Genomic DNA, 25043 nt, shown 5'->3' on the forward strand with positions numbered 1-25043 from the left:
TGTGGGTGGTGGATAGGCTGCTTGGTGTACGAGGGTGTAATAAATTGTCGTCTCGGAACAATGTACGTAGTGTGCGTGGTCCGGGCGATTAGCGAGCACGAGAGAGCGTCCCAGCGCCCACCGCGAAGCGAGTACCACGACCACCGTACCGGAGCCCACTACCATGGCCAAACCAACCCCCGCGGACGACGTCATCCGAGAACAGTGTACGACCTGTGAGAAGACCCGTCCACACGACGTCACCATCGAACTACTGACCGAGAGCGGGAAAGACACGAACCGGAAGTTCTCCAGGGAGCCCTACCACATCGCCGAATGCCGCAACTGCGGGACGACGACGAAACTCCGGCTCAACAACGCCTGAGGCCGGTCCGCCGCCACGCGCGCCCCCACGGACGACCCGATTCGTAGTTTCTCGCCCGAAGCGACGTCCGATTCGACCCCCAGAGGACGTAGCCGTGCGCATGTCGACCGCTGTCGGCGGTCGCCAGATAGCGATTCTCGCGGCGGGCATCGCGGTGATTCTCGGCGGCCTGCTCGGCCCCGCCGGCGGCCTCTAGGGACTGCCCGCACCGCGATTCAGTGCGTGCGTGACGGGCGAACCTTCTTGCCAGCGGCCCGGGAAGGACGAGTATGTCCCAGCCCTCCCAGTCGGACGCCGCCGAGATGGACTGGCTGACCCTCGACGACGGCGAGGAAGTCGTCTGGTCGGGGAAGCCCCACAAGAGTAGCCTCGTCCCTGCACTCATCGTCGGCGTCCCGCTGTCGATTATCCTCGTCGGACTGCTCATCATCGGGTCGGCGTACCTCTACCGCGAGAACACGCGGTACGTCGTCACGACAGACGCGCTCTACCGGAAGTCCGGCGTGCTGTCCCGGGACGTCCAGCGCATCGACTTCGGGAAAGTCCAGAACACGTCGTACAGTCAGGGCTTCTTCGGCACGCGGTTCGGGTACGGCAACGTCGACGTCTCCACCGCGGGCGGCTCCGGGGTCGAGATGCAGTTCCAGTCCGTCCCCGACCCCCGGCACGTGCAGGAGACCATCAACAAGCGCGTGAAGGCGACTCGGGGCGACGCGGGTTCGGAGTCCGAGGAGACGAAGGCGGACGTACTCGACGAGATTCTCGACGAGCTCCGCGGCATCCGAGCGACGCTGGAAACCCGAGAGCGCGCCGACACGACTGGTGACGCCGGTAAGTCCCCGGACGAAACGCTGTTCGAGGAGGACTCGAACACCGGTCCGCTCGACGAATGAACGGGGAGCGAGCGACCGAGCCCGTCGATGCGGCGATTCCAATCGGCGAGTCCGAGACCGTCGTCTGGACCGGGCGACCGCGCGTCACCGTCGTGCTGCCGGCGGTCGTCGTCGGTCTCACGCTGGTCGTCGCCGGGCTCGCCGGCGCCATCCTGAGCGACTCGTGGCTGCCCGCCGCGCTGGTGCCGGTCGGCGTGGCCGTCCCGGGGTGGCGGTACCTCCGGAACCGGCGCACGCAGTACGTGATTACTGACGACGCCCTCTACAAGAAGACGGGCGTGTTCTCGCGGGCCGTGGCACAGGCCACGCTGCGCACCGTGCAGAACAGCGCGTTCTCCCAGTCGCTGACCGGGTCAGTGTTCGGCTACGGCTCCGTCGAGTTCGAAATCGCCGGCGGCGGCCGGTTCACGTACCGGCGAATCGGCGACCCCCGGGAGGTCCGCGCGCTCGTGGACGAAGCCGCCGGCGACACCGACGCCGTCTCCGGCACCGGGCGCGTCGAGCAATCGGTTCCGGGCAGCATCGAACAGTGGCGGGCCGTCCGCGAGGAAGTCCGCGCGCTCGGCCGACTCGTTGACCGGCGCGCGGAGTGAATCGGTCGCGCGGGATAGCTACGCGTCGGACTCGACGCCGGTGACTTCGAACCGCGCGCCGCCGTCGCCTTCGGTCGCCTCGACCCGCCAGCCGTGCGCCTCCGCGACCTGCTCGACGATGCTCAACCCGAATCCCGTCCCGTCCGGGTCCTCGGAGTAGCCGGCTTCGAAGACGTCCACGTCGTCACCAGTGGGAATCCCCGCGCCGTCGTCCTCGACGTAGAAGCCGTCCGCGAGGTCGCCGACGGTGACAGTGACGTCGCTCCCGCCGTGTTCGGTGGCGTTCGCGAGGAGGTTCTCCACGAGCTGCTGGAGGCGACTGCGGTCCGCGAGGATTCGCCGCGTGGTCTCGACGCGGAGCGTGGCGTCGGCGGTCGCGACGTGGCGCCACGCCTCCTCGATTAGGTCGCCGAGCTCGACCGGTTCCCAGTCGCGGACCGCCTCGCCCTTGCGCGCCAGCGTCAGCAGGTCCTCGATGAGGCCGTCCATCCGCGCGAGCGACTCGGCGGCCTGTTCGAGGTTCTCGCTGTCCCGGTCGGCGCGCACGAGCTTCACGCGGCCCTTCGCGACGGCCAGCGGGTTGCGGAGGTCGTGGCTGACCACGGACGCGAACTGTTCGAGGCGCTGTTCGCGGTGTTTCCGGTCCGTGATGTCCCGTGCGATGCTCAGCGCCGCCGCCTCGCCGCGGTACGAGACGACGCTGGAGCTGATTTCGACGGGAATCTCGCGGCCGTCGCTGGTCTCGTGGACGGTCTCGAACACCTGCGTCTCGTCCTCGGGCAGCCGCTCGATGAGTTCCAACACCTCGCTCTCGCCGTGGCTGGCGTCGATGTCGGCCGGACTCATCGACAGCAGTTCGTCCCGCGAGTACCCCGTCTTCTCCACGGCGGCGTCGTTGGCGGCGACGAACTGGCCGTCCGTGTCCATCACCCACGCCATGTCGTTCATCCCGTTGAACAGCGTCTCGTAGTCCTGTCGCGCCTGCTCTAGCTCTCGCTCGCGGGTCTGCTGTACGGTCACGTCCTGGACGGCGCCGCGAACTGACACCACCTCGCCGTCCTCGACGACGGGCCGGCCCTGACTGCGCACCCACCGGAGTTCACCGTCCGGCCGCCGGAGCCGGACGGTCACGTCGAAGCTCTCGCCGTCTTCGAGCGCGCGGTGCAGCGCGTCCTCGACGATTTCACGGTCGTCCTCGTGGTAGACGTCGAGGGACTCGTCCAGCGACGGCGCTCGTTCGCAGTCGACGCCGAGGAGGTCGTAGAGGTGGTCTGTCCAGTACATCTCCATCGTCTCCGTGTCGAGCTCCCAGCCGCCGACGCCCGCGATTTCCTTCGCCTGCCCGAGGAGATCGTGGGCGCGTTCGAGCTCCGCTTCGCGGGCGTGCTTCCCGGAGATGTCGCGGCCGATGCTGGCGAACCCGAGGTCGTCGCCCTCGTCGTCGACGAGCCGCGTGAGGACGAACTCGTAGGGGACGCGCTCGCCGTCGGCCGCGAGGACGTCCACCTGTACCGTCGCCGTGCCCGTCTCCAGCACCGCGTCGAGGGCGTCGGACACCTCGGCTCGCTGGTCTTCGGGGACGAACGCGGTCGGCTTCGCTCCCGTGACGTCGTCGGCCGCGGAGCCGGTCACGTCGAGGACTTGCTCGTTCCAGCGCTGGAGCCGGAACTCCGTGTCGAAGACGAGGAAGATGTCGTCGAGCGCGTCGAGGGTCTGCTCGACGAACGCTCGCTCCTCGCGGAGTTCGCGCTCGTGGGCCTTCCGGTCGGTGATGTCGCGGACGAACCCGACGATGCGGTCGACGTTCCCGTCGGCGTCGAGCACCGGCTTGCTGTCCGCGCGCACCCAGCGCTGTTGGCCGTCCGGGCGAATCACGCGGTACTCGACATCCCCGACGGTGCCCGCGGAGACCTGATTCATCGCCTGCTGCACGTCGTCCCGGTCCTCGGGATGTACGTGTTCCATGAACGCGGTCGCGTCGGCTTCCAGTTCGTCCGTGGGCAGCCCCCAGATGTCTTCGAACGCGGAGTTGACGAACAGGAGTTCGCTCCAGTCCGCGGAGAACATGTAGAGGATGTCGTCGGTCTTCTCCGCGAGCTGGGTGAGCTTCTGCTCGGTCTCGTCGACCCGTCGCCGGGCGCGCGTCTGCTCGACGGCGTTGACGATGCGGTTCGCGAGCACGGCGTACTGGCTGGTGCCGCCTTCCTTCTGGAGGTAGTCGGTGACGCCGGCGGAGATGGCGTCGCTGGCGACTTCCTCGGAGCCCTTCCCGGTGAAGAGGATAAAGGGGAGGTCGGGGTAGTCTTCGCGGACGGCTTCGAGGAACTCGATGCCGTTCTTCCCCGGCATGTCGTGGTCGGAGACCACGCAGTCAACCTGATTGTCGCGGAGGTACGACATCGCCTCCTCGGGGTTCGTGGTCGTGTGGACGGTGAAGCGGTCGTCTCGACGAGTGAGGAATTCGCTGGCCATCTCCGCGAACCCCGGCTCGTCGTCGACGTGGAGAATCTCCATCCCGGCGGCCATTGGTCACTGTCAATCTCGCGGACACGTAAAATTATTCATCATTCGCCCGGAGTGGCCTCGCACACCGCCGACAGCCGCGAGCAGTCCGGCGACGCGTCACTAGCCTGTTCGCTGAGGCCCACAATTCCCGGCGCGTGTCCCCTCGCTGGCGGTGGACTAGGGGCGGGAACGTCGCCCCGGGTTTGGTGAGCAATATAGCACTACCGAATAGTTGCAATCGATACGTGTCCCTCATATAAGCATTCTTCCGGTGGTACAGTCCTGCACTACCTGATGCAACACCCCAAGCGGGTAACAGGTGACGGCGTGTCGCGTCGACGATTCATCGCGGGCACGGGCGCGGCCGGACTCGGCGCGCTCGCGGGCTGCAACGGCCTCAACGCCATCACCAGCGGCGGGTCGAACAGCTCAAGCGGCGACCTCACGCTGGACTTCTGGCACATCTTCGGCGACGAACTCGGCGCCACACTCGAGGAGATGGCCGCGGAGTTCTCCGACCAGACCGACGGCGTAACCATCAACGCCGTCAACAACGGCGGCTACCGCGACAACCTCAATCAGGCGCTCCAGGCCTCGCGCGCCGGCGACCCGCCGGGCATCGTCCAGATTTTCGAAATCGGGACGCGGCTCGCGCTCGACAGCGACGCGTTCACGCCAATCGGCGACCTGCTCCCCGAGGACGAAATCGACCTCGACGACTTCCTCCCGTCGGTGCTCAACTACTACCGCATCGACGGCACGCTGAACTCGATGCCGTTCAACTCCTCGAACACCATCATGCTCTACAACAAGACCGCCTTCGAGGAGGCGGGCTTGGACCCCGAGTCGCCGCCGCGGAGCCTCGCGGAGGTCCGGTCGGTCGCCGAGACCATCGTCGACCAGACGGACATGGAGCAGGGCATCACGTGGCCGAACCACACGTGGATGCAGGTCGAACAGCAGTTCGCGAAACAGGACCAGGTGCTGGTCAACAACGAGAACGGCCGCGCCGGCCGCCCGACGGAGACGAACTTCGACACCGAGGCCGGCCGGAACGTCTACGAGTGGTGGAAGGGAATGGCCGACGCCGGCCTCTACCTCAACCCCGGCATCGAGGCGTGGGGGGAAGCACGGCAGGCGTTCCTCACGGGGAAAGTCCCGATGCTGTGGGACTCCACGTCGAACATGGTGTCGATGCGGACCGGCGCCGAGGAGAACGGCTTCGAGCTCGGGTCGGCGTACCTCCCGACGCCGGACGGCGACAACACCGGCGTCGTCATCGGCGGCGGGTCGCTGTGGGTGCCCGACGCCCTCTCGGACGCCAAGAAGGAGGCCGCCGGCGAGTTCGTCGCGTACCTCACGCAGACCGAACAGCAGGCGCGCTGGCACCGCAACAGCGGCTACTTCCCGGTCCGGCAGAGCGCCATCGACCGGCTCACCGAGAACGGCTGGTTCGACGAGAACCCGAACTTCCGGACGGCCTTCGACCAGCTACAGGACACCGAGGACACGCCCGCGACCCGGGGCGCCGTGATGGGCGTCTTCCCGGAGGCGCGCACCATCAACGAGGAGCTCTCCGTGAGCATCGTCAACGGCGAGGTGGGCATCGAGGAGGGGCTCTCCCGGATGGACTCACAGGTGCAGGAGGCGTTGAACAGCTACAGCGGCTCCTACGACGGGAGCGAGTGACGACGCCATGTCGACGCAACCGAAGCCGTTCGACTCGACGCGGCAAGCGGCGCTGTTGTTGCTCCCGACAGTCGTCGTGCTCGTCGCGTTCCTCTACTACCCCGGGCTGGAGACGTTCCGGCTGAGCCTCTACAAGACGCTGTTCCTCGGCCAGCAGACCACGTGGGTCGGGCTCGGGAACTTCGCGGAGCTGGCGACGTCGGCGGCCTACCGGCACAGCTTCCTCGTCACCGTTCTGTTCGCCGCCGTCGTCGTCGCCGGCACGCTGGCGCTGTCGCTTGCGGTCAGCTATATGCTGTTCACCGTCGACGTCGGCTCCTCGACGTACCTCATCGCGGCCATCTGGCCGTACGCGCTCCCGCCGGCGGTCGCCGCCATCCTGTTGAACTTCCTGCTCCACCCGAACCTCGGCATCTTCACGCACTACCTGGAGGCGTTCACGCCGTTCACCCTCGACTGGTTCAACAGCGGGCCGCAGGCGTTCGCGGTCATCGCCGTCGTGGCGATCTGGAAGCAGCTCGGGTACAACATCATCTTCCTCGTCGCCGCGCTCAACAACGTCCCCGAGACGCTCACCGAGAGCGCGAAACTCGACGGCGTCGGCCACCTCAGGCTCCTCCGGAAGGTCTACCTCCCGCTGGTCGCGCCGACGATGGGGTTCCTCGTCGTGATGAACACCATCTACTCGTTCTTCTCGACGTTCCCGCTCGTGGACCTGATGACCAGCGGCGGCCCCGGCGACGCCACGAACCTCCTGATATTCAAGCTCTACCGCGACGCCTTCGAGTTCAGTAGCCTCGGGCTCGCGTCCGCGGAATCCGTCGTCCTGTTCGTGCTGGTGGCCGCGCTGATGTACGTCCAGATTCGCGTGACCGAGAGCTACGGGCACTACGGGGCCTGACCATGGCGGCCGAGACGAACCAACCGACGGCGCGCTCGACGGGGTTCGCGGACCGCCTGCCCGACCACGTGCCGATGCACCTCGGGCTCGTCGCCGCAATCGCGCTGATGGCGTCGCCGCTCGTGCTCGCGGTCGTGATGAGCACCCAGACCACGACGGAGGTCTACCAAGTGACGAACCTGGGCATCGGCAGCCGAGGCCTCAGCAACTATCAGGCCGCGCTCACGGAACACAACTTCGCCACGTACATGGTCAACTCCCTCGTGATGAGCGTCGTCGTCGTCGTCGCGAAGGTCGCGCTCTCGTTGCTCGCGGCGCTCGCGCTCGTCTACTACGAACTCCCCTACGAGCGCGCCGTCTTCATGTTCATCCTGCTGACGCTGCTGTTGCCGGTGCCGGTCCGCATCGTCCCCCTGTTCCAGCTGATGGCGGACCTCGGGTGGACGAACACGCTGCTGGCGTTGACCGGGCCGTACGTCGCCAGCGCCACCGCCGTCTTCCTCTTCCGCCAGCACTTCCTGTCGATCCCCGACTCGCTGGTGGAGACCGCGCGCGTCGACGGCGTCGGCCCGCTGCGCTTCCTGTTCGGCGTCCTCGTGCCGATGTCGCGCGGGATGATTGCCGGCGTCTGCGTCATCACGTTCATCTACGCGTGGAACCAGTTCCTCTGGCCGCTGGTCGCGGTCACGGACAAGAGCAGCCAAGTCGTCCAGGTCGGCATCCGCTACATTCAGGGGTCCGCCCAAGCCGGCCTCACCCAGTGGGGGCTGATTATGGCCGCCGCGGTCCTCACGCTGCTCCCGCCGCTGCTCGTGTTGCTCGCGCTGCACCGCCCGCTCCTCGAAACGTTCGCCATTCAACAGAAGTGACCGAGATGAGCACCATCACACTCCGGAACCTCGAAAAGCAGTACGACGACGTCAGCGCCGTCGAAGGAATCGACCTCGACGTCGACGACGGGGAGTTCCTCGTCGTCGTCGGTCCCTCGGGCTGTGGGAAGTCCACCACGCTCAGAATGATTGCGGGGTTAGAGGACGCCACCGCCGGCACTATCGCCATCGGCGGCGAGGACGTGACCGACCAGCCGCCGAAGGACCGCGACATCGCGATGGTCTTCCAGAACTACGCGCTGTACCCGCACATGACCGCCGCCGAGAACATGAAGTTCGGAATGCGGTCGGTCAGCGAGTTCTCCGCGGCGGAAATCGACGAGCGCGTCGCCGACGCCGCGGACACGCTCGACATCGCGGACCTCCTCGACCGCAAGCCGGACGCGCTCTCCGGCGGCGAACGACAGCGCGTGGCAATCGGGCGGGCGCTCGTCCGGGAGCCCTCGGTGTTCCTGCTGGACGAACCGCTCTCGAACCTCGACGCGAAGCTCCGCGTGCAGATGCGCGCGGAGCTGTTGAAACTCCACCGCGAGCTGGACGCGACGACGGTGTACGTCACCCACGACCAGACCGAAGCGATGACGCTCGGCGACCGCGTCGCCGTGCTGAACGACGGCCGCCTCCAGCAGGTCGCGCCCCCACAGCGGCTGTACGACTTCCCCGAGAACCGGTTCGTCGCCGGGTTCGTCGGCGAACCCGCGATGAACGTCGTCCCGGTAGAAGTCGGCCGACGGGGCGGCACCGTCGTCGCCGACCAGGGCGGGTTCGTCCAGCCGCTCCCGAATGGGGAGACCGTCTCCGAACTCGTCGGCGGGCAAGCCGCGTTCGGCGTCCGGCCGGAGGACGTCTCGCTGGCCGCGAACCTGCCGGCCGGCGCCGAGACGTTCCGAGCGACCGTGACCGTCCGGGAGCCGCTGGGCGAGCTGCTGTTGTTGCACTGCGAGGTCGGTGGCGCCGAACTCCAGGTGAAAGTCGAGCCGCGCAGTGACATCTACTCCGGGGACACCGTCGAAATCGGGTTCGACGACCGGCGACTCCACCTCTTCGACAAGACTGGGGACGCGGTCTACCACTCCGCGGCCCAGCGCACCCCGCGGCAGCCGATCTCACCGGAGTGAGGCGACGAGGACAGCTCTCGACGGTCGGCTCGGTTTCACCGCTCGGCGTGCTAGCACGCGAGACGACACTGGGCGGGACAGTGAACGTGCGCCGGCCAGAGGAGGGCGAACGGACGTGCAGGTGGATGTCAGAGGCCGCCTGCGGGAGCCGACGCACTCGGAGGGAGCCACCGCGGAGAGATAATCGCCGGGGCGGAGTTGCAGCCGCTGCGACAAGCGGATAATGTTGCTGGATGAGGGACGGCCTGCCGGTCACCCGACGGACCCGTGGTGACATGAGACTGCGGGCGCGGTCGCGGCGCGGAGCCGCGAGCGGTCACGTTGTCAGTGGCGCTTCGAGTCGGCCGACGTCGAGTTCCAGCTCGTTGGCCTCGTGGTCGATAGTCTCGATTTCGCCGCCGACGACGAGCGCGGTGTTCGGCGTCGGGCCGACGAGAATCGGGTCGCCGGTGCCGAACCCGTCGATGGAATCGGCGAACGCCACGCGGGCGCGGCACTGCTCGGGGTGGTTCACGGCCGTGAAGTCGATCTCGGTGACGGTGACGTCGGTGCGGGCGTAGTCGTGGGCGAGCGTCAGGTCCGCCGTGCCGTCGCGCGACTGGTCGTCGAGCGCGCGGTAGGCGTCGGCGGTCGGCTTGTAGCCGCCCTTCGGGCCGGTGATGCCCTCGACCAGTTCGAGCGCGCTCAACCCTTGCAGGTCGCTTCTGACCGTTCCCGGGTGACAGTCGACGGCGTCGGCGATCGCGTCACCGGAGATGGGCGATTCCTCGGTCTGGTAGTGGTTGACGATGCATTCGAGAACGTCCGTCTGCCGGTCGGTCAACTCCATCCCAATCGTATCGAACCGAGGCGCGGCGGGGAGATATGCGTTTGGTCCGAATCGCCGGTAGTCCGACCCCCGGCCGCCGATCCAACTGGCTGCAGGCTCCGCGCTCGCCGGCGGCAGAACAAACGAGCGTCGGCAGCACGCGTCTGCGAAGCGACCAGTGTTGTAGTAAATCTGCCATACACGCCAGTAGACAGCCGGTCGTCGGACCGGAGTCACACCCGTCGTTCGGTGTTCGCTGGCCGGGAGAAGCCTTCGAGGGAGACCGCAGCCTCCGCGGGACAGGACCGCTTCGAGGGGGTCAGCTCTCCGCGGACTGAGGAGTGCCGTCGGGCTGCTCGTACTTGGTCTCGAACTCCTGGATGAGTTGGCCCATCTTCGCGTACCAGTCGTTGAGCATCCGCTGCATGTCGTCGGCGATTTGCGCGGGGTCGTTCGGTGAGTAGACGTGGTAGTAGCCGCCCTGCTCGTAGTTGACCTGCTCTTTCTCGATGAATCCGGTCTGGAGGAGCCGCTGGACCGACCGGTACGCCGTCGAGCGCTCCCGGTCGACGACGTCCGCGAGCTCGTCGACGGTCATCGGCTCGTCCGCGTCGACCAGCGCCTGGAAGCACTCCTTGTCGAGTTCCTTGAGACCGTGGAAACACTCCAGCAGCCCCTCGCACTCCATGTCCCGACGGAGCTGCTCAGACATCGAATCTGGCATTAGTATCACGCGAACGTAGTGACCGTGCAGGTATAAGATTTTTGTATAGATTGCACAATTACGCGCCATTATGGCCCGAGCGGCGGAAACTCGTAGACGGAGGTTCGCGGAGACTCACCGACGCCCATACCCGCGGACCGACGTTGGAACAGATATACAAGACGTAGTGGGACTCTGGGCGTCGCTGGCCACCGTGAAGTGCATACTGGACCAGCCCGCGGCCACCGACATCCGCTCCATCGTAGCAGGACCGGATACACTTCGCCCGCGACCAGTCGAAGAAGTTTTGTCCTTTACGCCCAATACCCCACACGAACGATGCTCCCTATCGACCCCGCAGACATCGACCCCGAGGACTACGGCGAGACCCAGACGACGCTGGAGATGGACCACGAGGCGGCAGTCGAACACGTCCGCGAGGCGTTCGCGGACGCGGGCTTCGGCGTCCCCGTGGAGTTCTCCCCGTCGGAGATGCTCAACGAGAAAATCGACGCGGACCGCGACCCCTACTACGTGCTCGGCGCGTGCAACCCCGAGTTCGCCGACCGCGCGCTCGACGCGACCGACAACCGCCTCGGCGCGCTGATGCCGTGCAACGTCGTCGTCTGGGAGGAGGAACCCGGCCGACAGCGCGTCTACCACGTCTCCATCATGCGCATCGCGCGGCTGCTCGGCCTCGACGCCGACGAGGACGCCATGGCCGACATCGTCGCCGAGACCGGCGAACTCGTCGACGAGGCCTTCGAGAACCTCTGATGGGCCACCACACGTTCGACGCGTCGCGCGCCGACAAGCTCGAAGACGCGGCGCGCCGATACCGGTTCCTCTCCGCGGAGGAGCTGCTGGGCGCGCTCGCGCTCGACCCCACAGACGCCGTCGCGGACCTCGGCAGCGGAACGGGCTTCTACACCGACGACGTCGCGCCGCACGCCGGGCGGGTGTACGCGGTGGACGTGCAGGAAGCGATGCACGACTACTACCGCGAGAAGGGCGTCCCCGACAACGTCGAACTCGTGACCGGTGGCGTCGACGACCTCCCGTTCGAGACCGGCAGCCTCGACGCGGCGTTCGCCACGATGACCTACCACGAGTTCGCGAGCCCCGCCGCGCTCGCGGAAGTCGCGCGAGTGCTGGACGACGCCGCGACGCTGGTCGTCACGGACTGGGCGGCCAGCGGGAGCGGCGACGCAGGCCCGCCAGTCACGGAGCGATACACTGCCGACGACGCGGCGGACGCGCTCCGCGACAGCTGCTTCGACGTCGAAACACGCGCCGTGCGACCGGAGACTTTCGTCGTGGTGGCGACCCCGGACTGAGGGCTTTCCGTCCGCGGTCGTCCCGCACTGCGAGCGGCCGCGCGACGCGACCCACTCCGGCGCGTCTCGCTGTGAATACTTACAAGGAAACAGATACGACTGACGTTAAGTCAGGTGTCAAATAGTAATAGGGCCGCTCAGAAACGCGGTTCGGCGGCTGCGGCCGCGATTTCCGACCGGCGGGGATTCGAGAGACGATCGTCTCGCCAGTGTTGCAGTAAATCAACCTATTCACCCTTTTTGACGGCGTTTTCGTGGGATTTCGGTCGTTCGTCGAGTCGCTGTCAGTGGTACCCCACGGAATCGAATCCTCGACGAGAAAATCAGCGACAGTGAGGGCCCGAATACCTGTTTATCGGGATTTGCGTCGATTCGTTCGGGTATGGTGTGTTCCGTTGATCGCGTGACCAGCGCGCCCGTCGTGGAGGCTCTCCCACAGACCGCGACCGGAGTTGAGTGAGAGACGAACCAATAACTACCAGATTACTTTGTATTCATTGTAGTAGATAGAAGTGGCGAGGGCGCGGTGGGTCAGGCCGGCTCGTCGGTGTTCGCCGTCCGACTGTGGGAGCGCGAACCGCTCGGAGAGTATTACACCGATACAGTTGTAACGATGGAGCGAGTCGGTTAACGCATGAGTGAGTCGTCGCGGCCCAACAGCAAGGTCGCACGCGTCATCGAGCAGTACGACCTCGGCGGGATGGGCGAACAACTGGAAGTCGCGTGGACGGGCGAACACGGCGAGCGAACGAGCCTCCGCGACCTCGCCGACGAGTTCAACCGCGCGGTGCTGGACGCGGCCATCCGGCGCTCGGACGTCGCCGTCCCCGAGACCGACGTCCAGAGCGCCTACCAGACGCTGACCGGCGACGACGTCTCCAGCGCCGACCGGATGCGCAAGCAGCGAGAACTCGAATCGATGGGCGTCGACGTCGACGCCGTCCAGTCGGACTTCGTCACCCACCAGGCGATTCACACGTACCTCACGGAGTACCGGGAGGCTGAACTCCCCGACCAGTCCAGCGACCCCGACCAGAAGGCGGAGATGCTCGAACGCCTCCGCGGCCGGACCGCCGCAGTCACCGAGTCGACCGTCGCGGCGCAGGTGTCCAGCGGCGAACTCAGCGAGCGCGACTACGACGTCATCGTCGACGTCCGGGTCATCTGCGGGGACTGCGGCACCGACTACGCCGCCGGCGAACTCGTCCGGCAGGGCGGCTGCGACTGCGACGCGTGACCCGAGCAGGGAGACAACACTTAAGCCGCGCTCGCGTCTGATACACACCCAATGGCATCAGAGCAGTCTCTCGAGCGCGACGTGCACGTCCGCGCCCGGAACGTCGGCGGCATCGACGAGGCGGAAGTGTCGCTCCCCCCGGGCGTGACCGTGCTGACCGGGCGGAACGCGACCAACCGAACGTCGTTCCTGCAGTCGATTATGGCCGGGCTCGGCAGCGAGCGCGCCACCCTGAAAGGCGACACCGACGAGGGCGAAGTCGAACTCCGCGTCGACGGCGAGACGTACACGCGGACGCTCACGCGCAACGGCGACACCGTCGTCTACGGCGGCGACCCCTACCTCGACGACCCGACGGTCGCCGACCAGTTCGCGTTCCTCCTCGAGAACACGGAAGTCCGGCGCGCCGTGGCGCGCGGCGACGACCTCCGGGAGATCATCATGGACCCGGTGGACACCGACGAGATAGAGGCGCAGATTCGCGACCTCGAGAACGAGAAGCGCGATCTCGACGAGCAGATTCGGGAGCTGGAGCGAATCGAGGACGAGCTCCCGGAGCTGGAAGCCGAGAAGCGCGACCTCGAAGCCGACATCGAGGACGCCCGCGAGGAGCTCGCCGACGTCGAGGACGAAATCGAGGACCGCGACGTCAGCCTCGAACAGAGCCGCTCGCAGAAGGAAGCCATCGAGGAGGCCTTCGAGGCGCTGCGGGACGCCCGCGCCGACCTCGAAGACGTCGAGTTCGAACTCGAAACCGAACGCCAGACCCTCGAGGACCTCCGCGAGGAGCGCGACCGACTCGAATCAGAACTGGAGGACGCCGACGAGCGCGACGAGAACCCCGACCGGCTCGCCGGCCGCATCGACGAGCTCCGCGAGCGCAAGCGCGCGCTCGACGACACCATCAGCCAGCTCGGTAGCGTCATCAGCTTCAACGAGGAGATGCTCGACGGCGAGGGGCTGGACCTCGACGAGTTCGGGGGCGACTCGAACGCCGACCCGACCGAGCAGCTGCTGGACGAGACCGAGGACGTGGTCTGCTGGACGTGCGGGTCGGAGGTCGAACGCGACCGCATCGAGGGCACCGTCGACCACCTCCGCGAGTTGCGTGCGGAGAAGCTCGACGAGCGCAGCGACCTCGACGACCAGATAGAGGAGCTGTCGGCGACGCGCTCGGAGATTCAGCGCCAGCAGCGCGAGCGCGAGCGCACCCAGCGACGCCTCTCGGAGGTCGAGAGCGAAATCGAAGCCACGGAGGGACGCATCGAGTCGCTGGAGGAGTCGCTGGCGGACCAGCAGGAGGAAGTAAAGCGGCTGGAGGCCGAGACCGAGGACGCCGGCACGGGCGGCGACTACGACGAGGTGCTGGAGCTCCACCGGGAGTCCAACGAGATCGAACTGCGCATCGAGCGCCTCGAGAGCGACCTCGCGGACGTCGAGGCCGAAATCGAGGACCACGAGGAGACGCTCCGGGAGCGCGACGACCTCTCGGAGCGCCGCGAGGAAATCGACGACGAGCTCACCGACCTCCGCACGAAAGTCGACCGCATCGAGGCGGAGGCCGTCGAGGAGTTCAACGACCACATGGAGTCCGTGCTCGCGGTGCTGGAGTACGACAACATCGAGCGCATCTGGGTGGAGCGCCGCGAGCGCGAGGTCCGCGAGGGCCGCCGCAAGGTCGAGAAGACGACCTTCGACCTCCACGTCATCCGCGCGACCGACGACGGCACCTCCTACCGCGACACCATCGACCACCTCTCGGAGAGCGAGCGCGAGGTGACCGGCCTCGTGTTCGCGCTGGCGGGCTACCTCGTCCACGAGGTCTACGAGGACGTCCCGTTCATGGTGCTGGACTCGCTAGAGGCCATCGACTCCGACCGCATCGCGCGCGTCGTCGACTACTTCAGCGACTACGCTGACTACCTCGTCGTCGCCCTCCTCCCGGAGGACGCGCAGGCGCTCTCCGAGGAGTACACGTACGTCGAGCAGATCGACTGACCGCCGCGCCGCCGTGCCGCCACGTCCCCCGGTCGGCGTTCGTTCGGCCGCCCCACGAACCGAAGTTCACGAAGTTGGTACGTTTCCGTTTGTGATTAGTTTCGAATCAATTCTAGGAGCTGCTGCGTACGTCTTCGTCGCCGACGAGTGAACGCCGGAATGGCAGAGAGTCGAGAGGAAACGAAATTCGGCTATCACGCGTCTAATCGCTTCTCGTATCGTTTCACCGCTCTTTCGAAAGCCATTCCAGAGCTGGAGCGGAACACCGGATGTCCACATCCGCGGAAGTCGAGCGTGAGCGTCCGAGGCGCGGTTTAATGAACATTCAATCACGGGACGACGAACTCGCAGCGAGTCCGCGAACGCACCGGCGTCAGAATCGAAAACGGCCTGTCGAGGACGGAATCATCGAAGTAGTGTACTGTTTTCGAATCCGAGTGGTCGCGCTCACGCAGGTCAGTCGTCGGGTCGCGCGAACAACCCCAGCGCCATCACCGCGGACGCCGCGACGACGGCGACGGTCGACCAGAGGAGGAGTTGCCGCGTCGCGCCCGGGGCGGTGGCCGCGAGGTCGACGAACACGCGGACGTCGAGCGCGACGACGAGGAGTGCGCCGACGACGTCGAAGACGAGGTCGTAGGCGGTGTCCTTCCAGCCGTAGTACACCAGCACGGGTTCGACGTCGTAGCGCTCGCCGACGGCGCGCGCGACGAGTTCGCCGAGTTCCCAGCAGACGCCCGCGAGGACCGTGTAACCCACGGCGGCGACGGCGACAACTGTCTGCGACGTGGATTCGCCCGCGACGACGAGCAGACCAGCGTACGCGAGCGCGGTCAACAGCGACGCCGAGAGCGCGTGCGTCAGGTGGTCCCACCACCACACCGAGTCGTAGGGGCCGAGCATCCCGATAGAGTGTAGCAGGCCCGCGACCGCCGTCCAGAACGCCAGCTCCGGCGCGACGAACCCGCTCCCGGCGAACTCGAACCCGGCTGCAGCGGCGACGGCGACGCCGGCGACGGCCAGCGAGACGACGGCGTTGACTGCCGCCGCGACGTTCCCGCGGTGGACGGCGAGCGCGAGCACGAGCGCGATGGCGGCGAGCAACGCGGTCAGGAGTGCAATCGCGGCGCTGTTCATCGGCGTGGGGAAGATACCGGCACCGGGCTATGATTCCTTCGGCTCGCGCCCGGCGCGGCGGCGCCGCGCGTATATGTGGCTGGAGCACCTACGGGACGTATCTTGCACTCGGACTCCACCGGCCTCCACAAGGCGCCCCGCACGAACGTCTCCCAGAACCAGGGGAAGTTCCGCATCCACCTCAACTTCCCCGGGCGGAACCTCCCGGACCACGACGACCACGGCTACGGGCCGCTGGCGACCGTCGTGGAGTCGTTCATGGACCCGGATACGCTGATTTCGATGCACCAGCACCGCAACGAGGAGATAATCTCGTGGGTGCCCGCGGGCGTGATGCGCCACGACGACGGCGAGGGCAACAAGCTCGTCACCGACCCCGACCACCTGATGGTGATGGGCGCCGGTGACGGCTTCTGGCACGAGGAGCGCACGCTCGCCGACGACCCGCCGCTGCGCATGCTCCAGATATTCGTGCGGCCCCACAGCCTCGACCTCCCGGCGACCATCCAGCACGAGCCGATTCCCGACCCCGTCGCCGGCGAGTGGCGCCACCTCTTCGGCCCGGAGGCGTCGGACGCGCCCCTCACGGTTCGCAACGAGGTGGACTTCTACGATGTCCGCCTCGACGCGGGGAGTCGCGTCGCCATCCCATCGAAGGCGGGCCGGGACGTCTACTTCTACGTCTTCGACGGCGAAGTCACCGCGGACGGCACGCGCTTCGACGCGACGGAGAGCGGCCTGCTCGTCGGCGGCGACGCGGTGACGGTCACGGCAGAAACAGACGCGGTGCTCGTCGCGTTCCTCGTGGACCCCGACGCCCCCGTCACGCGGCAGGGAACCGTCGGTCGCTGAGCAAAGCCACCGCGACACCGGCGCGTCCGGCGTTCAGTTGACGTCGACGATTTCGACGTCGAACGCCAGCGTCTCGCCGGCGAGCTCGTGGTTGAAGTCCACGCGAATCTCCTCGTCGCCGGCGTGGACGACCTCGCCGAGCTGGCCGTTCTGGGCTTCCAGGTACTCGCCCTCCTCGGGCGTCTGCCCGCCGAGCATCTCGCGGAGTTCGGCGGTCTCAAACGACTGCACTTCCTCCTCGCTCCACTCGCCGTAGCCCTTCTCGGGCGGCACTTCGATGGTCGTCGACTCGCCCGCTTCGAGGCCGAGCAGCCCCTCCTCCATTCCCTCGATGACCTGCTGTGCGCCGATGTCCACCGTCAGCGGGCCGTACTCGCGCTCGCCCTCGGCCTCGGTGAGGCCCGCGTCCTCGGCGACCGCTTCCCGGGACGTGTCGAAGACGGTCCCGTCGTCGGTTCGGCCGGTGTACTCCAGTGTCACAGAATCGCCGGTAGCGATTGTCATACACGAACGAGTGCCGACGCCCGGAAAACACCTTGCATCGGCGCACGACTCCCCGCACCGGGCACTTGGAGAGCGGCACGCGAGCGTCGGCTCCTTCCCGAACGCTTTTGCCGGACTGCTCGGTACGCTCACACACGAGACAGACGCCCGCTAACACGATGACCGAACTCTCGCCCTCCGAACGCCGGACCGAACTCAACCGCCGCCTCGACGCGACGCTGGCGTCGGCCGACGCCGGCGGCCTGTCGCTGGCGCGCTCGACCGTGCTGGAGTGCCCCGACCGCTGGTTCGGCCAGCTCGTCGCGCTCTCCTACGACGCGGCCGCCGATGCGCCCGACGCCGACGCCGCGCTCCCCGCGGCGACCGCCGTCGAACTGCTCCGCGGGTACTGCCGGCTCCGGTACGACCTCCTGACCGACCGCGACGACCACGCGGCCGCGACGGACCGCGACACCACCGCGGTGCTGCTCGCGGGCGACTACCTCAACTCCGCGGCGTACGCGGCGTTCAGCCGGGTCGAGGACGGCCCGCCGCGGGACGGCTTCGACGCGCTCACCGCCGCGCTCCAGACGATTGTCGAGGGGTTCGACGCCGCGTACGCGCGCTCGGCCGCCGAGAGCGAGTCCCTGCTCGACGACACCGTCGGCGCGCTCGGCGAGGGCGCCGCCGTCGTCGGCGCGACCATCGCGGGCATCGACGACCCGGGCCGCGAGCCGTTCGCGGACCTCGGCCGCGGATTCAGCGCCGCGCGCCACGTCCAGCGGGTCCTCGACTCGGCTGGTCCGGACTCGCTGCTGCCGCTGGACGTCGAGGAGCGAGACCTCCGCCGGTACGGCGCGAAGCGCCTGCGGGAAGCGGAAGCCGGCCTCGACCGGCTGGCGGGGAGCGCGGACGCGGCGTCGCTGCGGTCGTTCCTCGCGGAGCGCGCGCCCGACGCCATTCGCTCGGAGCCTCAGTAGGTGTCCGCGACGAACGCCTCGAAGCGGTCCAGCCCCGCTTCGAGGTTGTCGAGGCTGTTCGCGAACGACAGCCGGAGGTTCCCTGCGCCGCCCGGCCCGAACCCGCTGCCGGGCGTGAGCACGACGCCGTAGTCGTCGCAGAGCTCTTTCGCGATTTCGAAGTCGTCACCGAGCTCGGAGACGTCGATGAACGCGTAGAACGCGCCGTCGGGCGTCGGCGCCGTGACGCCCTCGATGTCCGCGATGCGGTCGGCGACGTAGTTGCGGCGTTCGAGGAACGCGTCGTACATCGCCTCGATTGGTTCTTGGTCGCCCGTGAGCGCTCGCGTGGCGGCGGCCTGCGCGACGCTGGACGGGCAGGCAGTCGTCGCCTCGTGAATCTTCGTCGTCTCCGAAATCAAGTGTTCCGGGCCGGCGAGCCAGCCGACCCGCCACCCCGTCATCGCGTACTGCTTGGAGACGGAGTCCACGACGAGGACGTTGTCCGTCTCCGCGTCCGCGGCGAGGCTGCGCGTCGGCCCGTCGTAGGTCAGTCCCATGTAAACCTCGTCGGAGACGACCCACGCGTCGTGCTCGGCGGCGGCTTCGACGACGTCGAGGGCGGCGTCCCGGTCGAACACCTGCCCGGTCGGGTTCGCGGGCGAGTTCAACACGACCGCCGACGTCTCCGCGGAGAGCGCCTCGCGGACGGCCTCGACGTCGAGCGCGTAGCCGGCGTCGGCGTCCAGCGGGACGTTCACGGGCGTGGCGTCCGCGAGCTTCGCCTGCGCCTCGTAGTTCGGGTAGACGGGCGACGGGATGAGGACCTCCTCGCCGGCCTCGGCGGTCGCCAGCAGCGCGAGGTGCAGCGCCTCCATCCCGCCGACTGTCGCCATAATCTCGGAGTCGGGGTCGAAGCTCGCGCCGCGCTCGCGCTCGAACTTCCCGGCGACGGCCTCCCGGAGTTCCAGCGTGCCCGCGTTGGGCGTGTAGTGCGTGTCCCCGCCGCGGGCCGCGTCCACGGCGGCCTCGACGACGTGCTCGGGCGTGTCGAAGTCCGGTTCGCCAACCTCTAGTCGGACGAGGTCGCCGTCGTGTCGCTCGGCTCTGTCGAACATCATGCGGATACGTGAGCGCTCAACGCCGCGCACCCGGTCGGTAACCTCGGGCATAGCCCCACCGACACCACCCGACTGCTTACGGCTAGTGGTTGCGGCGACCTGTGACTGCCGCTATCCCTATGACGGCAGACAGGATGAACTGCGTCATCTCTGTGTGCGGCGACACTCTCGAACAAATCGCTGCAGCGGAAGGCCCTGCTGGAAGCGTAACCGTCGTCCGTTCCCGGCGAGACTACGAGATATGCGCAACTCCAACCGCGAGTGGGTGTTCGCCGAGCGCCCCGACGGCGAGCCGGACATGGACAGCTTCGAACTCCGCGAGGGCGACGTGCCGAGCCCGAAACACGGCGAACTGCTCGTTCGCGTGCGCTACCTCTCCGTGGACCCCTACATGCGGGGCCGGATGCGCGACGCCGAGTCGTACGCCGAGCCGTGGACGGTCGGCGAGCCGATGGAGGGCGCGGTGGTCGGCGAGGTCGTCGAGAGCGAGAGCGACGCCTTCGACGCCGGCGACCTCGTGACCGGCAACGGCACGTGGGCGGACTACACCGTGCTGGACGCCGGCGAGGTCGCGCCCGTGGACCCCTCGATTGCCGACCCCGAGGCGTACCTCGGTGTTCTCGGGATGCCCGGCCGGACCGCGTACTTCGGCCTGCTGGACGTCGGCGAGCCCAAGCCCGGCGACACGGTCGTCGTCTCCGGCGCGGCGGGTGCGGTCGGCTCCGTCGTCGGCCAGATTGCGAAGCTCAACGGCTGCCGCGTCGTCGGCTTCGCGGGCACCGACGAGAAGGTCGCGTGGCTCACCGACGACCTCGGCTTCGACGCCGCAATCAACTACAAGGACGTCGACGACTATCGGAGCGCGCTCGACGACGCCGCGCCCAGCGGCGTGGACGTCTACTTCGACAACGTCGGCGGCCCCATCACGGACGCCGTGTTCACGAAGCTGAACCTCGACGCGCGCGTCGCCGTCTGCGGCCAAATCGCCCACTACAACGACGAGGGCGTGCCGACCGGCCCGCGGAAGCTCCCGCAGCTCATCGCGCCCCGGGCGAAGGTGCAGGGGCTGCTCGTCGGCGACTACGCCACGCGGTTCGGCGAGGCCAGCGAGCAGCTCGGCGAGTGGGTCGCGACCGGCGAGCTCGTCCACCGCGAGACCGTCGTGGACGGCCTCGAAGACGCGCCGGACGCGTTCCTCGGGCTGTTCTCCGGCAACAACATCGGCAAGCAGGTCGTCGCCGTCGCCGACGCCGAGTAGCGCACGACGCCAGCGGGCGTCAGTCGATGAATTCCTCGATGCGGGCGAGCGCCTCCTTGAGGTCGCCCAGCCCCGTCGCGTACGTGACCCGCAGGTGGCCCTCGCCGCCGGCGCCGAAGACGCCGCCCGGAACGACCGCGACGCCCTGTTCCTCGATGAGCGCTTCGGCGAACGCCTCGCTGTCGTCCCACGGGCACTCCGGGAAGACGTAGAACGCGCCCGACGCGGGGAAGCAGTCGATGCCCATCTCCTCGAAGCGCGAGAGCACGAAGTTCCGGCGGCGGTCGTACTGCGCGCGCATCTCCGCGACGTCGTCCCCGCAGTTGCGAAGCGCCTCGATGGCGGCGTGCTGGGCGGTCGTCGGCGCTGACAGCATCGTGTACTGGTGGATGCGGTTCATCGACTCGATGGCTTCCGGCGGCGCGAGCGCGTACCCCAGCCGCAGCCCAGTCATCGCGTACGCCTTCGAGAAGCCGTTGAACACGACCGTTCGCTCCCGCATCCCCGGCAGCGTCGCGATGGAGGTGTGGTCGTGCTCGTAGGACAGCGCGGCGTAGATTTCGTCCGAGAACACCCGGAGGTCGTGTTCGCGCACGAACTCGGCGATTGGCTCCAGTTCCTTGCGAGTCATCGTCGCGCCGGTCGGATTGTTCGGGTAGCACAGCACCAGCGTGTCCGCGTCGGCGGCGCCGGAGGCCTCCAGCACCTCGCGCGTGAGCTTGAACTCGTCCTCGCGGCGCGTCGGCACCTCGACGACGTCGGCGCCCGCGAGCCGTGCCGCCGGCACGTAGGAGAGGTACGACGGCTGCGCGACCGCGACTGCGTCGCCGGGGTCGTGGAACGCGCGGAACGCGAGGTCCACGGCCTCGCTGGCGCCCGCCGTGACCAGGACCTCCTCGTCGGCGTCGTAGTCGAGGTCGTAGCTGTCCGCGACGTGCGCGGTGATTTCCTCGCGGAGCTCGCGCAGCCCGCGGTTCGGCGTGTACGACGTCTGCCCGCGCTCCAGCGACGAGATGGCGGCGTCGCGGGCCGCCCACGGCGGCGCGAAGTCGGGCTCGCCGACGCCCAGCGAGATGATGTCGTCTTGCTCCTCGGCGAGCTCGAAGTACCGCCGGATGCCCGACGGCGGGACGGTTTCGAGGCGCTCGGACTCCTCGAAGCTCATGGCGAGACCGAGAGCCGGTCGTCGTCGTCGCCGTCCTCGAACTCCACGCCGCCCTCCTTGTACGTCTCCATGATGTAGTGGGTGACAGTCTGGGTAATCTCGGGGACAGGCGCGACCTGCTCGCTGATGAAGTTCGACACCTCGCTCATCGAGTCGCCCTCGACATCCATCGCGAAGTCGTAGTCGCCGCTGACCAGCCGCAGCCCCTCCACTTCGGGGAACTTCGCGAGGCGCTCGGCGATGTCGTCGTAGCCGGTCTCGCGGTCGAGCGTGACGTTCAACTCCACGGACGCCCGCACGCGCTCGGGGTCGATTTGATTGCGGTCCACGATGGCGCGGTAGCCCCGCACCACGCCGTCGCTCTCTAGCTCCCGAATCGTCGCTTCGACCTCCTCGACGTCGAGGCCGGTCTGTCGGGCGAGGTCTTCGTTGGAGTAGCGGGCGTTCTCTCGCAACAACGGGAGTAGCTTCTCGCGACTGCTCATGCGTACCCTCCACGGCATCAGGACAAAAGGATTTCTCACCCACGGCAGATACTGACACGGGGCCGGGGGCCGCCACCACAATGGCTATCCTGATTGGCCGACGAACGCATAGTAATGGACGGTGCGATTCGCGTCCTCCACGTCGACGACGAACCGGGGTTCGCCGAGATGACCGGCGAGTTCCTCGAACGGGCCGACGGCCAGTTCGTCGTCGAAACGGCCGCGCGGACGGCCGCGGCGCTGGACGCGCTCGCGGCACGCGACTACGACTGCGTGGTCTCCGACTTCGACATGCCGGGGAAGAACGGCATCGAGTTCCTCGAAGCCGTCCGCGAAGACTACCCCGACCTCCCCTTTATCCTCTTCACCGGGAAGGGCTCCGAGGAGGTCGCCAGCGACGCCATCTCCGCGGGCGTCACCGACTACCTCCAGAAGCAGTCGGGCACCGACCACTACGAGCTGCTCGCGAACCGCATCGCCAACGCCGTCGGGCAGCGGGAGACCGAGCGCGACGCCGAGGACACCGAACAGCAGCTCGCGGAGCTGGCCGCCCACACCCACGACGTCCTCTGGACGTTCTCCGCGGACTGGGAGGAGCTTCTGTTCGTCAACGACGCCTACGAGGACATCTGGGGGCGGTCCGTGGAGTCCCTCGAAGACGACCCGCGGAGCTTCCTCGACGGGGTCCACCCCGAGGACCGCGAGCGCGTCGAGGCGGCGATGGACGAGCTGGCCGCGGGCGAACACCTCGACGTCGAGTACCGCGTCAACGAGGCCGAGGACTACGGCCGCTGGGTGTGGGCGCGCGGCGAGCCGGTCGCGGACGACGACGGCAACGTCGTCCGCGTCACCGGGTTCTCGCGGGACGTCACCGAGCGGAAGGCCCGCGAGCGCGAACTCCGCGACAGGGAGCGGCAGTACCGCGCTATCTTCGAGGACCCGAACATCCTGGTGGGGCTGCTGGACACCGACGGCACGGTCCGGGACATCAACCAGACCGCCTTCGAGTACGTCAACAGCGACGTCGAGAGCGTGACCGGCGAGCCGTTCTGGGAGACGCCGTGGTTCGCGCACTCGGCGGACGCGCGGGCGTCGGTCGCCGAGTGGGTCGAGCGCGCCGCCGACGGCGAGTACGTCGAGTTCCAGCTCGACCTCGTGGACGGCGACGGGGAGCCGTACGCCGTCGAGGGCGTGTTCCGGCCGGTCACGGACGACGACGGCGACGTCGTCTCCATCGTCGTCTCCGACCGCGAGGTCACCGACCGGAAGCGCCGCGAGCGGCGCCTCCGGGCGCTGAGCGAGACGACGCGGAGTCTGCTGGCCGCCGACAGCCGCGAGGCGGTCGCGGAGACGGCCGTGGCGGCCACGCGCGACATCCTCGGGCTGAACGCGAACGCGATTCACCTCTACGACAGCGAGCAGAACGCGCTCGTGCCCGCGGCGATTTCCGACGCCGCGCGGGACATCATCGACGAGCCGCCGACGTTCCGGCCCGGCAGCAGCATCGCGTGGCGGGTCTTCGAGGACGGCGAGCCGCTGGCGCTGGACGACGTGCACAGCGACGCCGACGTCTACCGCCCGGACTCGCCCGTGCGGAGCGAAATTTTCCTGCCGCTGGGCGACCACGGGATTCTCCTCGTGGGGTCGCCGTCGCCGTCGGCGTTCGACGAACACGACATCGCGCTCGGGGAGGTGTTCGCCGAGAACGTCGTCACCGCGCTCGAACAGGTCGAGCGGACCGCGGAGCTGCGCGTCCGCGAGCGCGAGCTCTCCGCGCAGAACGAGCGCCTCTCGGAGTTCGCCAGCGTCGTCAGCCACGACCTCCGCAATCCCCTGAACGTCGCCGAGGGCCGGCTGGAGTTGGCGCGCGAGACCGGCGACGACCGCCACTTCGAGGAGGTCACGGCGGCCCACGAGCGGATGCAGGCGCTCATCGACGACCTGCTTGCGCTCACGCGGGAGGGAAGCGGCGTCGGCGACGTCACGACAATCGGGCTCCGGTCGCTCGTCGAGGACTGCTGGGCGACCGTGGACACCGGGAACGCGACGCTGGCTGGCGACGCCGCGGCGTCGATTCGGGGCGACGAGAGCCGCGTCCGCCAGCTGTTCGAGAACCTGTTTCGTAATGCTGTGGAACACGGTTCCACAGACCCCCAGAGCGCTTCGCGTTCTGAGGATGCTGTGGAACACAGCGCCGCGAACCCCCGCTCGGCCGCTCGCGAGGACGGCGGCGACGTCACCGTCACCGTCGGTCTGCTCGACGACGGCTCGGGGTTCTACGTGGAAGACGACGGCCCCGGCGTCCCCGAGGGCGACCGCGAGAAGGTCTTCGAGTACGGCTACTCGACGGTGGACGACGGCACGGGGTTCGGCCTGAACATCGTCCAACAGGTCGCCGAGGCGCACGGCTGGACGGTGCGCGTCACCGACGGCGAGGCCGGCGGCGCGCGATTCGAGGTGACGGGCGTCGAAGTCGTCGAGCCGCAGTCCACGCAAGAATAGGTACCTATTCTTTCGTAGGTGCCTATCTGAGTCGTTTCGGCGAAC

General features: G+C 67.8%; 23 protein-coding genes. 15 read left to right on the forward strand and 8 right to left on the reverse strand.

Annotation, left to right across the window (positions count from 1 at the left end; translation table 11 throughout):
- Window positions 1–163: 163 nt before the first annotated feature.
- The 3 genes from ABSL23_RS11740 to ABSL23_RS11750 all read left to right on the forward strand — a co-directional run bounded on the left by ABSL23_RS11740 (window position 164) and on the right by ABSL23_RS11750 (window position 1850).
- The gene (locus ABSL23_RS11740; protein ID WP_353633853.1) at window positions 164–364 is read left to right on the forward strand and encodes a hypothetical protein; all 201 of its coding nucleotides are present in this window, start codon (window positions 164–166) and stop codon (window positions 362–364) included.
- A 269-nt stretch (window positions 365–633) separates the two neighbouring features.
- Entirely contained in the window at window positions 634–1257 is a 624-nt protein-coding gene (locus ABSL23_RS11745) for a PH domain-containing protein (RefSeq protein ID WP_082687189.1), read from the forward strand.
- A complete protein-coding gene (locus ABSL23_RS11750) occupies window positions 1254–1850 on the forward strand; it encodes a PH domain-containing protein (RefSeq protein WP_059056786.1) in 597 nt (198 codons plus the stop codon). Before ABSL23_RS11745 ends, ABSL23_RS11750 begins: the two co-directional genes overlap by 4 nt.
- Window positions 1851–1868: 18 nt before the next feature.
- On the opposite strand, the gene ABSL23_RS11755 is transcribed toward ABSL23_RS11750, so the two are convergent.
- Window positions 1869–4376 (reverse strand): PAS domain S-box protein, encoded by a 2508-nt coding sequence (locus ABSL23_RS11755; protein WP_353633854.1) that lies wholly within the window; start codon window positions 4374–4376, stop codon window positions 1869–1871.
- A 273-nt stretch (window positions 4377–4649) separates the two neighbouring features.
- On the opposite strand from ABSL23_RS11755, the gene ABSL23_RS11760 reads away from it, so the two are divergent.
- Genes ABSL23_RS11760 through ABSL23_RS11775 form a run of 4 tightly spaced genes read left to right on the forward strand, consistent with a single transcriptional unit; the run spans window position 4650 to window position 8953 of the window.
- Window positions 4650–6044 (forward strand): ABC transporter substrate-binding protein, encoded by a 1395-nt coding sequence (locus ABSL23_RS11760; protein WP_353633855.1) that lies wholly within the window; start codon window positions 4650–4652, stop codon window positions 6042–6044.
- Window positions 6045–6051: 7 nt separating this feature from the next.
- Window positions 6052–6945 (forward strand): sugar ABC transporter permease, encoded by an 894-nt coding sequence (locus ABSL23_RS11765; RefSeq protein ID WP_353633856.1) that lies wholly within the window; start codon window positions 6052–6054, stop codon window positions 6943–6945.
- A 2-nt stretch (window positions 6946–6947) separates the two neighbouring features.
- Complete coding sequence (locus ABSL23_RS11770) at window positions 6948–7814, forward strand: carbohydrate ABC transporter permease (protein ID WP_353633857.1); 867 nt, start codon at window positions 6948–6950, stop codon at window positions 7812–7814.
- 5 nt (window positions 7815–7819) lie between these two features.
- Entirely contained in the window at window positions 7820–8953 is a 1134-nt protein-coding gene (locus ABSL23_RS11775; protein ID WP_353633858.1) for an ABC transporter ATP-binding protein, read from the forward strand.
- Between the two features lie 316 nt (window positions 8954–9269).
- Here the strand turns inward: ABSL23_RS11775 and ABSL23_RS11780 are convergent, their stop codons facing one another.
- Together ABSL23_RS11780 and ABSL23_RS11785 are read right to left on the reverse strand one after the other, a co-directional pair.
- Window positions 9270–9782: an HTH domain-containing protein gene (locus ABSL23_RS11780; RefSeq protein WP_353633859.1), complete on the reverse strand. Its 513-nt coding sequence runs from the start codon at window positions 9780–9782 to the stop codon at window positions 9270–9272.
- Between the two features lie 298 nt (window positions 9783–10080).
- Window positions 10081–10485 carry a helix-turn-helix domain-containing protein gene (locus ABSL23_RS11785; protein WP_353633860.1) on the reverse strand — a complete coding sequence of 135 codons (405 nt, stop codon included), beginning with the start codon at window positions 10483–10485 and terminating at the stop codon, window positions 10081–10083.
- Between the two features lie 318 nt (window positions 10486–10803).
- Between ABSL23_RS11785 and ABSL23_RS11790 the strand changes: the two genes are divergently transcribed.
- The 4 genes from ABSL23_RS11790 to ABSL23_RS11805 all read left to right on the forward strand — a co-directional run bounded on the left by ABSL23_RS11790 (window position 10804) and on the right by ABSL23_RS11805 (window position 15036).
- Window positions 10804–11241, forward strand: a complete 438-nt coding sequence (locus ABSL23_RS11790; protein WP_353633861.1) for a DUF302 domain-containing protein — start codon at window positions 10804–10806, stop codon at window positions 11239–11241.
- Window positions 11241–11801 (forward strand): methyltransferase domain-containing protein, encoded by a 561-nt coding sequence (locus ABSL23_RS11795; protein ID WP_353633862.1) that lies wholly within the window; start codon window positions 11241–11243, stop codon window positions 11799–11801. The genes ABSL23_RS11790 and ABSL23_RS11795 overlap by 1 nt, the downstream gene beginning before the upstream one ends.
- Window positions 11802–12435: 634 nt before the next feature.
- Window positions 12436–13038 carry a rod-determining factor RdfA gene (gene rdfA, locus ABSL23_RS11800; protein ID WP_353633863.1) on the forward strand — a complete coding sequence of 201 codons (603 nt, stop codon included), beginning with the start codon at window positions 12436–12438 and terminating at the stop codon, window positions 13036–13038.
- A 51-nt stretch (window positions 13039–13089) separates the two neighbouring features.
- Window positions 13090–15036 (forward strand): archaea-specific SMC-related protein, encoded by a 1947-nt coding sequence (locus ABSL23_RS11805; protein ID WP_353633864.1) that lies wholly within the window; start codon window positions 13090–13092, stop codon window positions 15034–15036.
- Between the two features lie 456 nt (window positions 15037–15492).
- On the opposite strand, the gene ABSL23_RS11810 is transcribed toward ABSL23_RS11805, so the two are convergent.
- On the reverse strand, window positions 15493–16173 hold the full coding sequence (locus ABSL23_RS11810) for a hypothetical protein (protein WP_059056802.1): 681 nt from the start codon (window positions 16171–16173) through the stop codon (window positions 15493–15495).
- Between the two features lie 102 nt (window positions 16174–16275).
- Here ABSL23_RS11810 and ABSL23_RS11815 point away from each other — a divergent pair, with 102 nt between their 5' ends.
- Window positions 16276–17025, forward strand: a complete 750-nt coding sequence (locus tag ABSL23_RS11815) for a pirin family protein (RefSeq protein WP_059056804.1) — start codon at window positions 16276–16278, stop codon at window positions 17023–17025.
- Window positions 17026–17058: 33 nt separating this feature from the next.
- On the opposite strand, the gene ABSL23_RS11820 is transcribed toward ABSL23_RS11815, so the two are convergent.
- Window positions 17059–17529, reverse strand: a complete 471-nt coding sequence (locus ABSL23_RS11820) for a peptidylprolyl isomerase (RefSeq protein WP_082687190.1) — start codon at window positions 17527–17529, stop codon at window positions 17059–17061.
- Window positions 17530–17687: 158 nt separating this feature from the next.
- Between ABSL23_RS11820 and ABSL23_RS11825 the strand changes: the two genes are divergently transcribed.
- A complete protein-coding gene (locus ABSL23_RS11825) occupies window positions 17688–18488 on the forward strand; it encodes a hypothetical protein (RefSeq protein ID WP_059056806.1) in 801 nt (266 codons plus the stop codon).
- On the opposite strand, the gene ABSL23_RS11830 is transcribed toward ABSL23_RS11825, so the two are convergent.
- Window positions 18482–19639, reverse strand: coding sequence for a pyridoxal phosphate-dependent aminotransferase (locus tag ABSL23_RS11830; RefSeq protein ID WP_059056808.1), 1158 nt, complete (start codon window positions 19637–19639; stop codon window positions 18482–18484). The two genes, ABSL23_RS11825 and ABSL23_RS11830, sit on opposite strands and share 7 nt — an antisense overlap.
- Window positions 19640–19829: 190 nt before the next feature.
- Here ABSL23_RS11830 and ABSL23_RS11835 point away from each other — a divergent pair, with 190 nt between their 5' ends.
- Entirely contained in the window at window positions 19830–20846 is a 1017-nt protein-coding gene (locus ABSL23_RS11835) for an NADP-dependent oxidoreductase (protein WP_059056809.1), read from the forward strand.
- 19 nt (window positions 20847–20865) lie between these two features.
- On the opposite strand, the gene ABSL23_RS11840 is transcribed toward ABSL23_RS11835, so the two are convergent.
- Together ABSL23_RS11840 and ABSL23_RS11845 are read right to left on the reverse strand one after the other, a co-directional pair.
- Complete coding sequence (locus tag ABSL23_RS11840) at window positions 20866–22011, reverse strand: aminotransferase class I/II-fold pyridoxal phosphate-dependent enzyme (RefSeq protein WP_059056811.1); 1146 nt, start codon at window positions 22009–22011, stop codon at window positions 20866–20868.
- A complete protein-coding gene (locus ABSL23_RS11845) occupies window positions 22008–22496 on the reverse strand; it encodes an Lrp/AsnC family transcriptional regulator (RefSeq protein WP_059056813.1) in 489 nt (162 codons plus the stop codon). Before ABSL23_RS11845 ends, ABSL23_RS11840 begins: the two co-directional genes overlap by 4 nt.
- Window positions 22497–22610: 114 nt before the next feature.
- Between ABSL23_RS11845 and ABSL23_RS11850 the strand changes: the two genes are divergently transcribed.
- A complete protein-coding gene (locus ABSL23_RS11850; protein WP_353633865.1) occupies window positions 22611–24998 on the forward strand; it encodes a PAS domain-containing protein in 2388 nt (795 codons plus the stop codon).
- Window positions 24999–25043 lie beyond the last annotated feature (45 nt).

Origin of the sequence: Halobacterium sp. NMX12-1 (assembly GCF_040435975.1) — an archaeon.
Taxonomy (GTDB): Archaea; Halobacteriota; Halobacteria; order Halobacteriales; family Halobacteriaceae; genus Halobacterium; species Halobacterium hubeiense.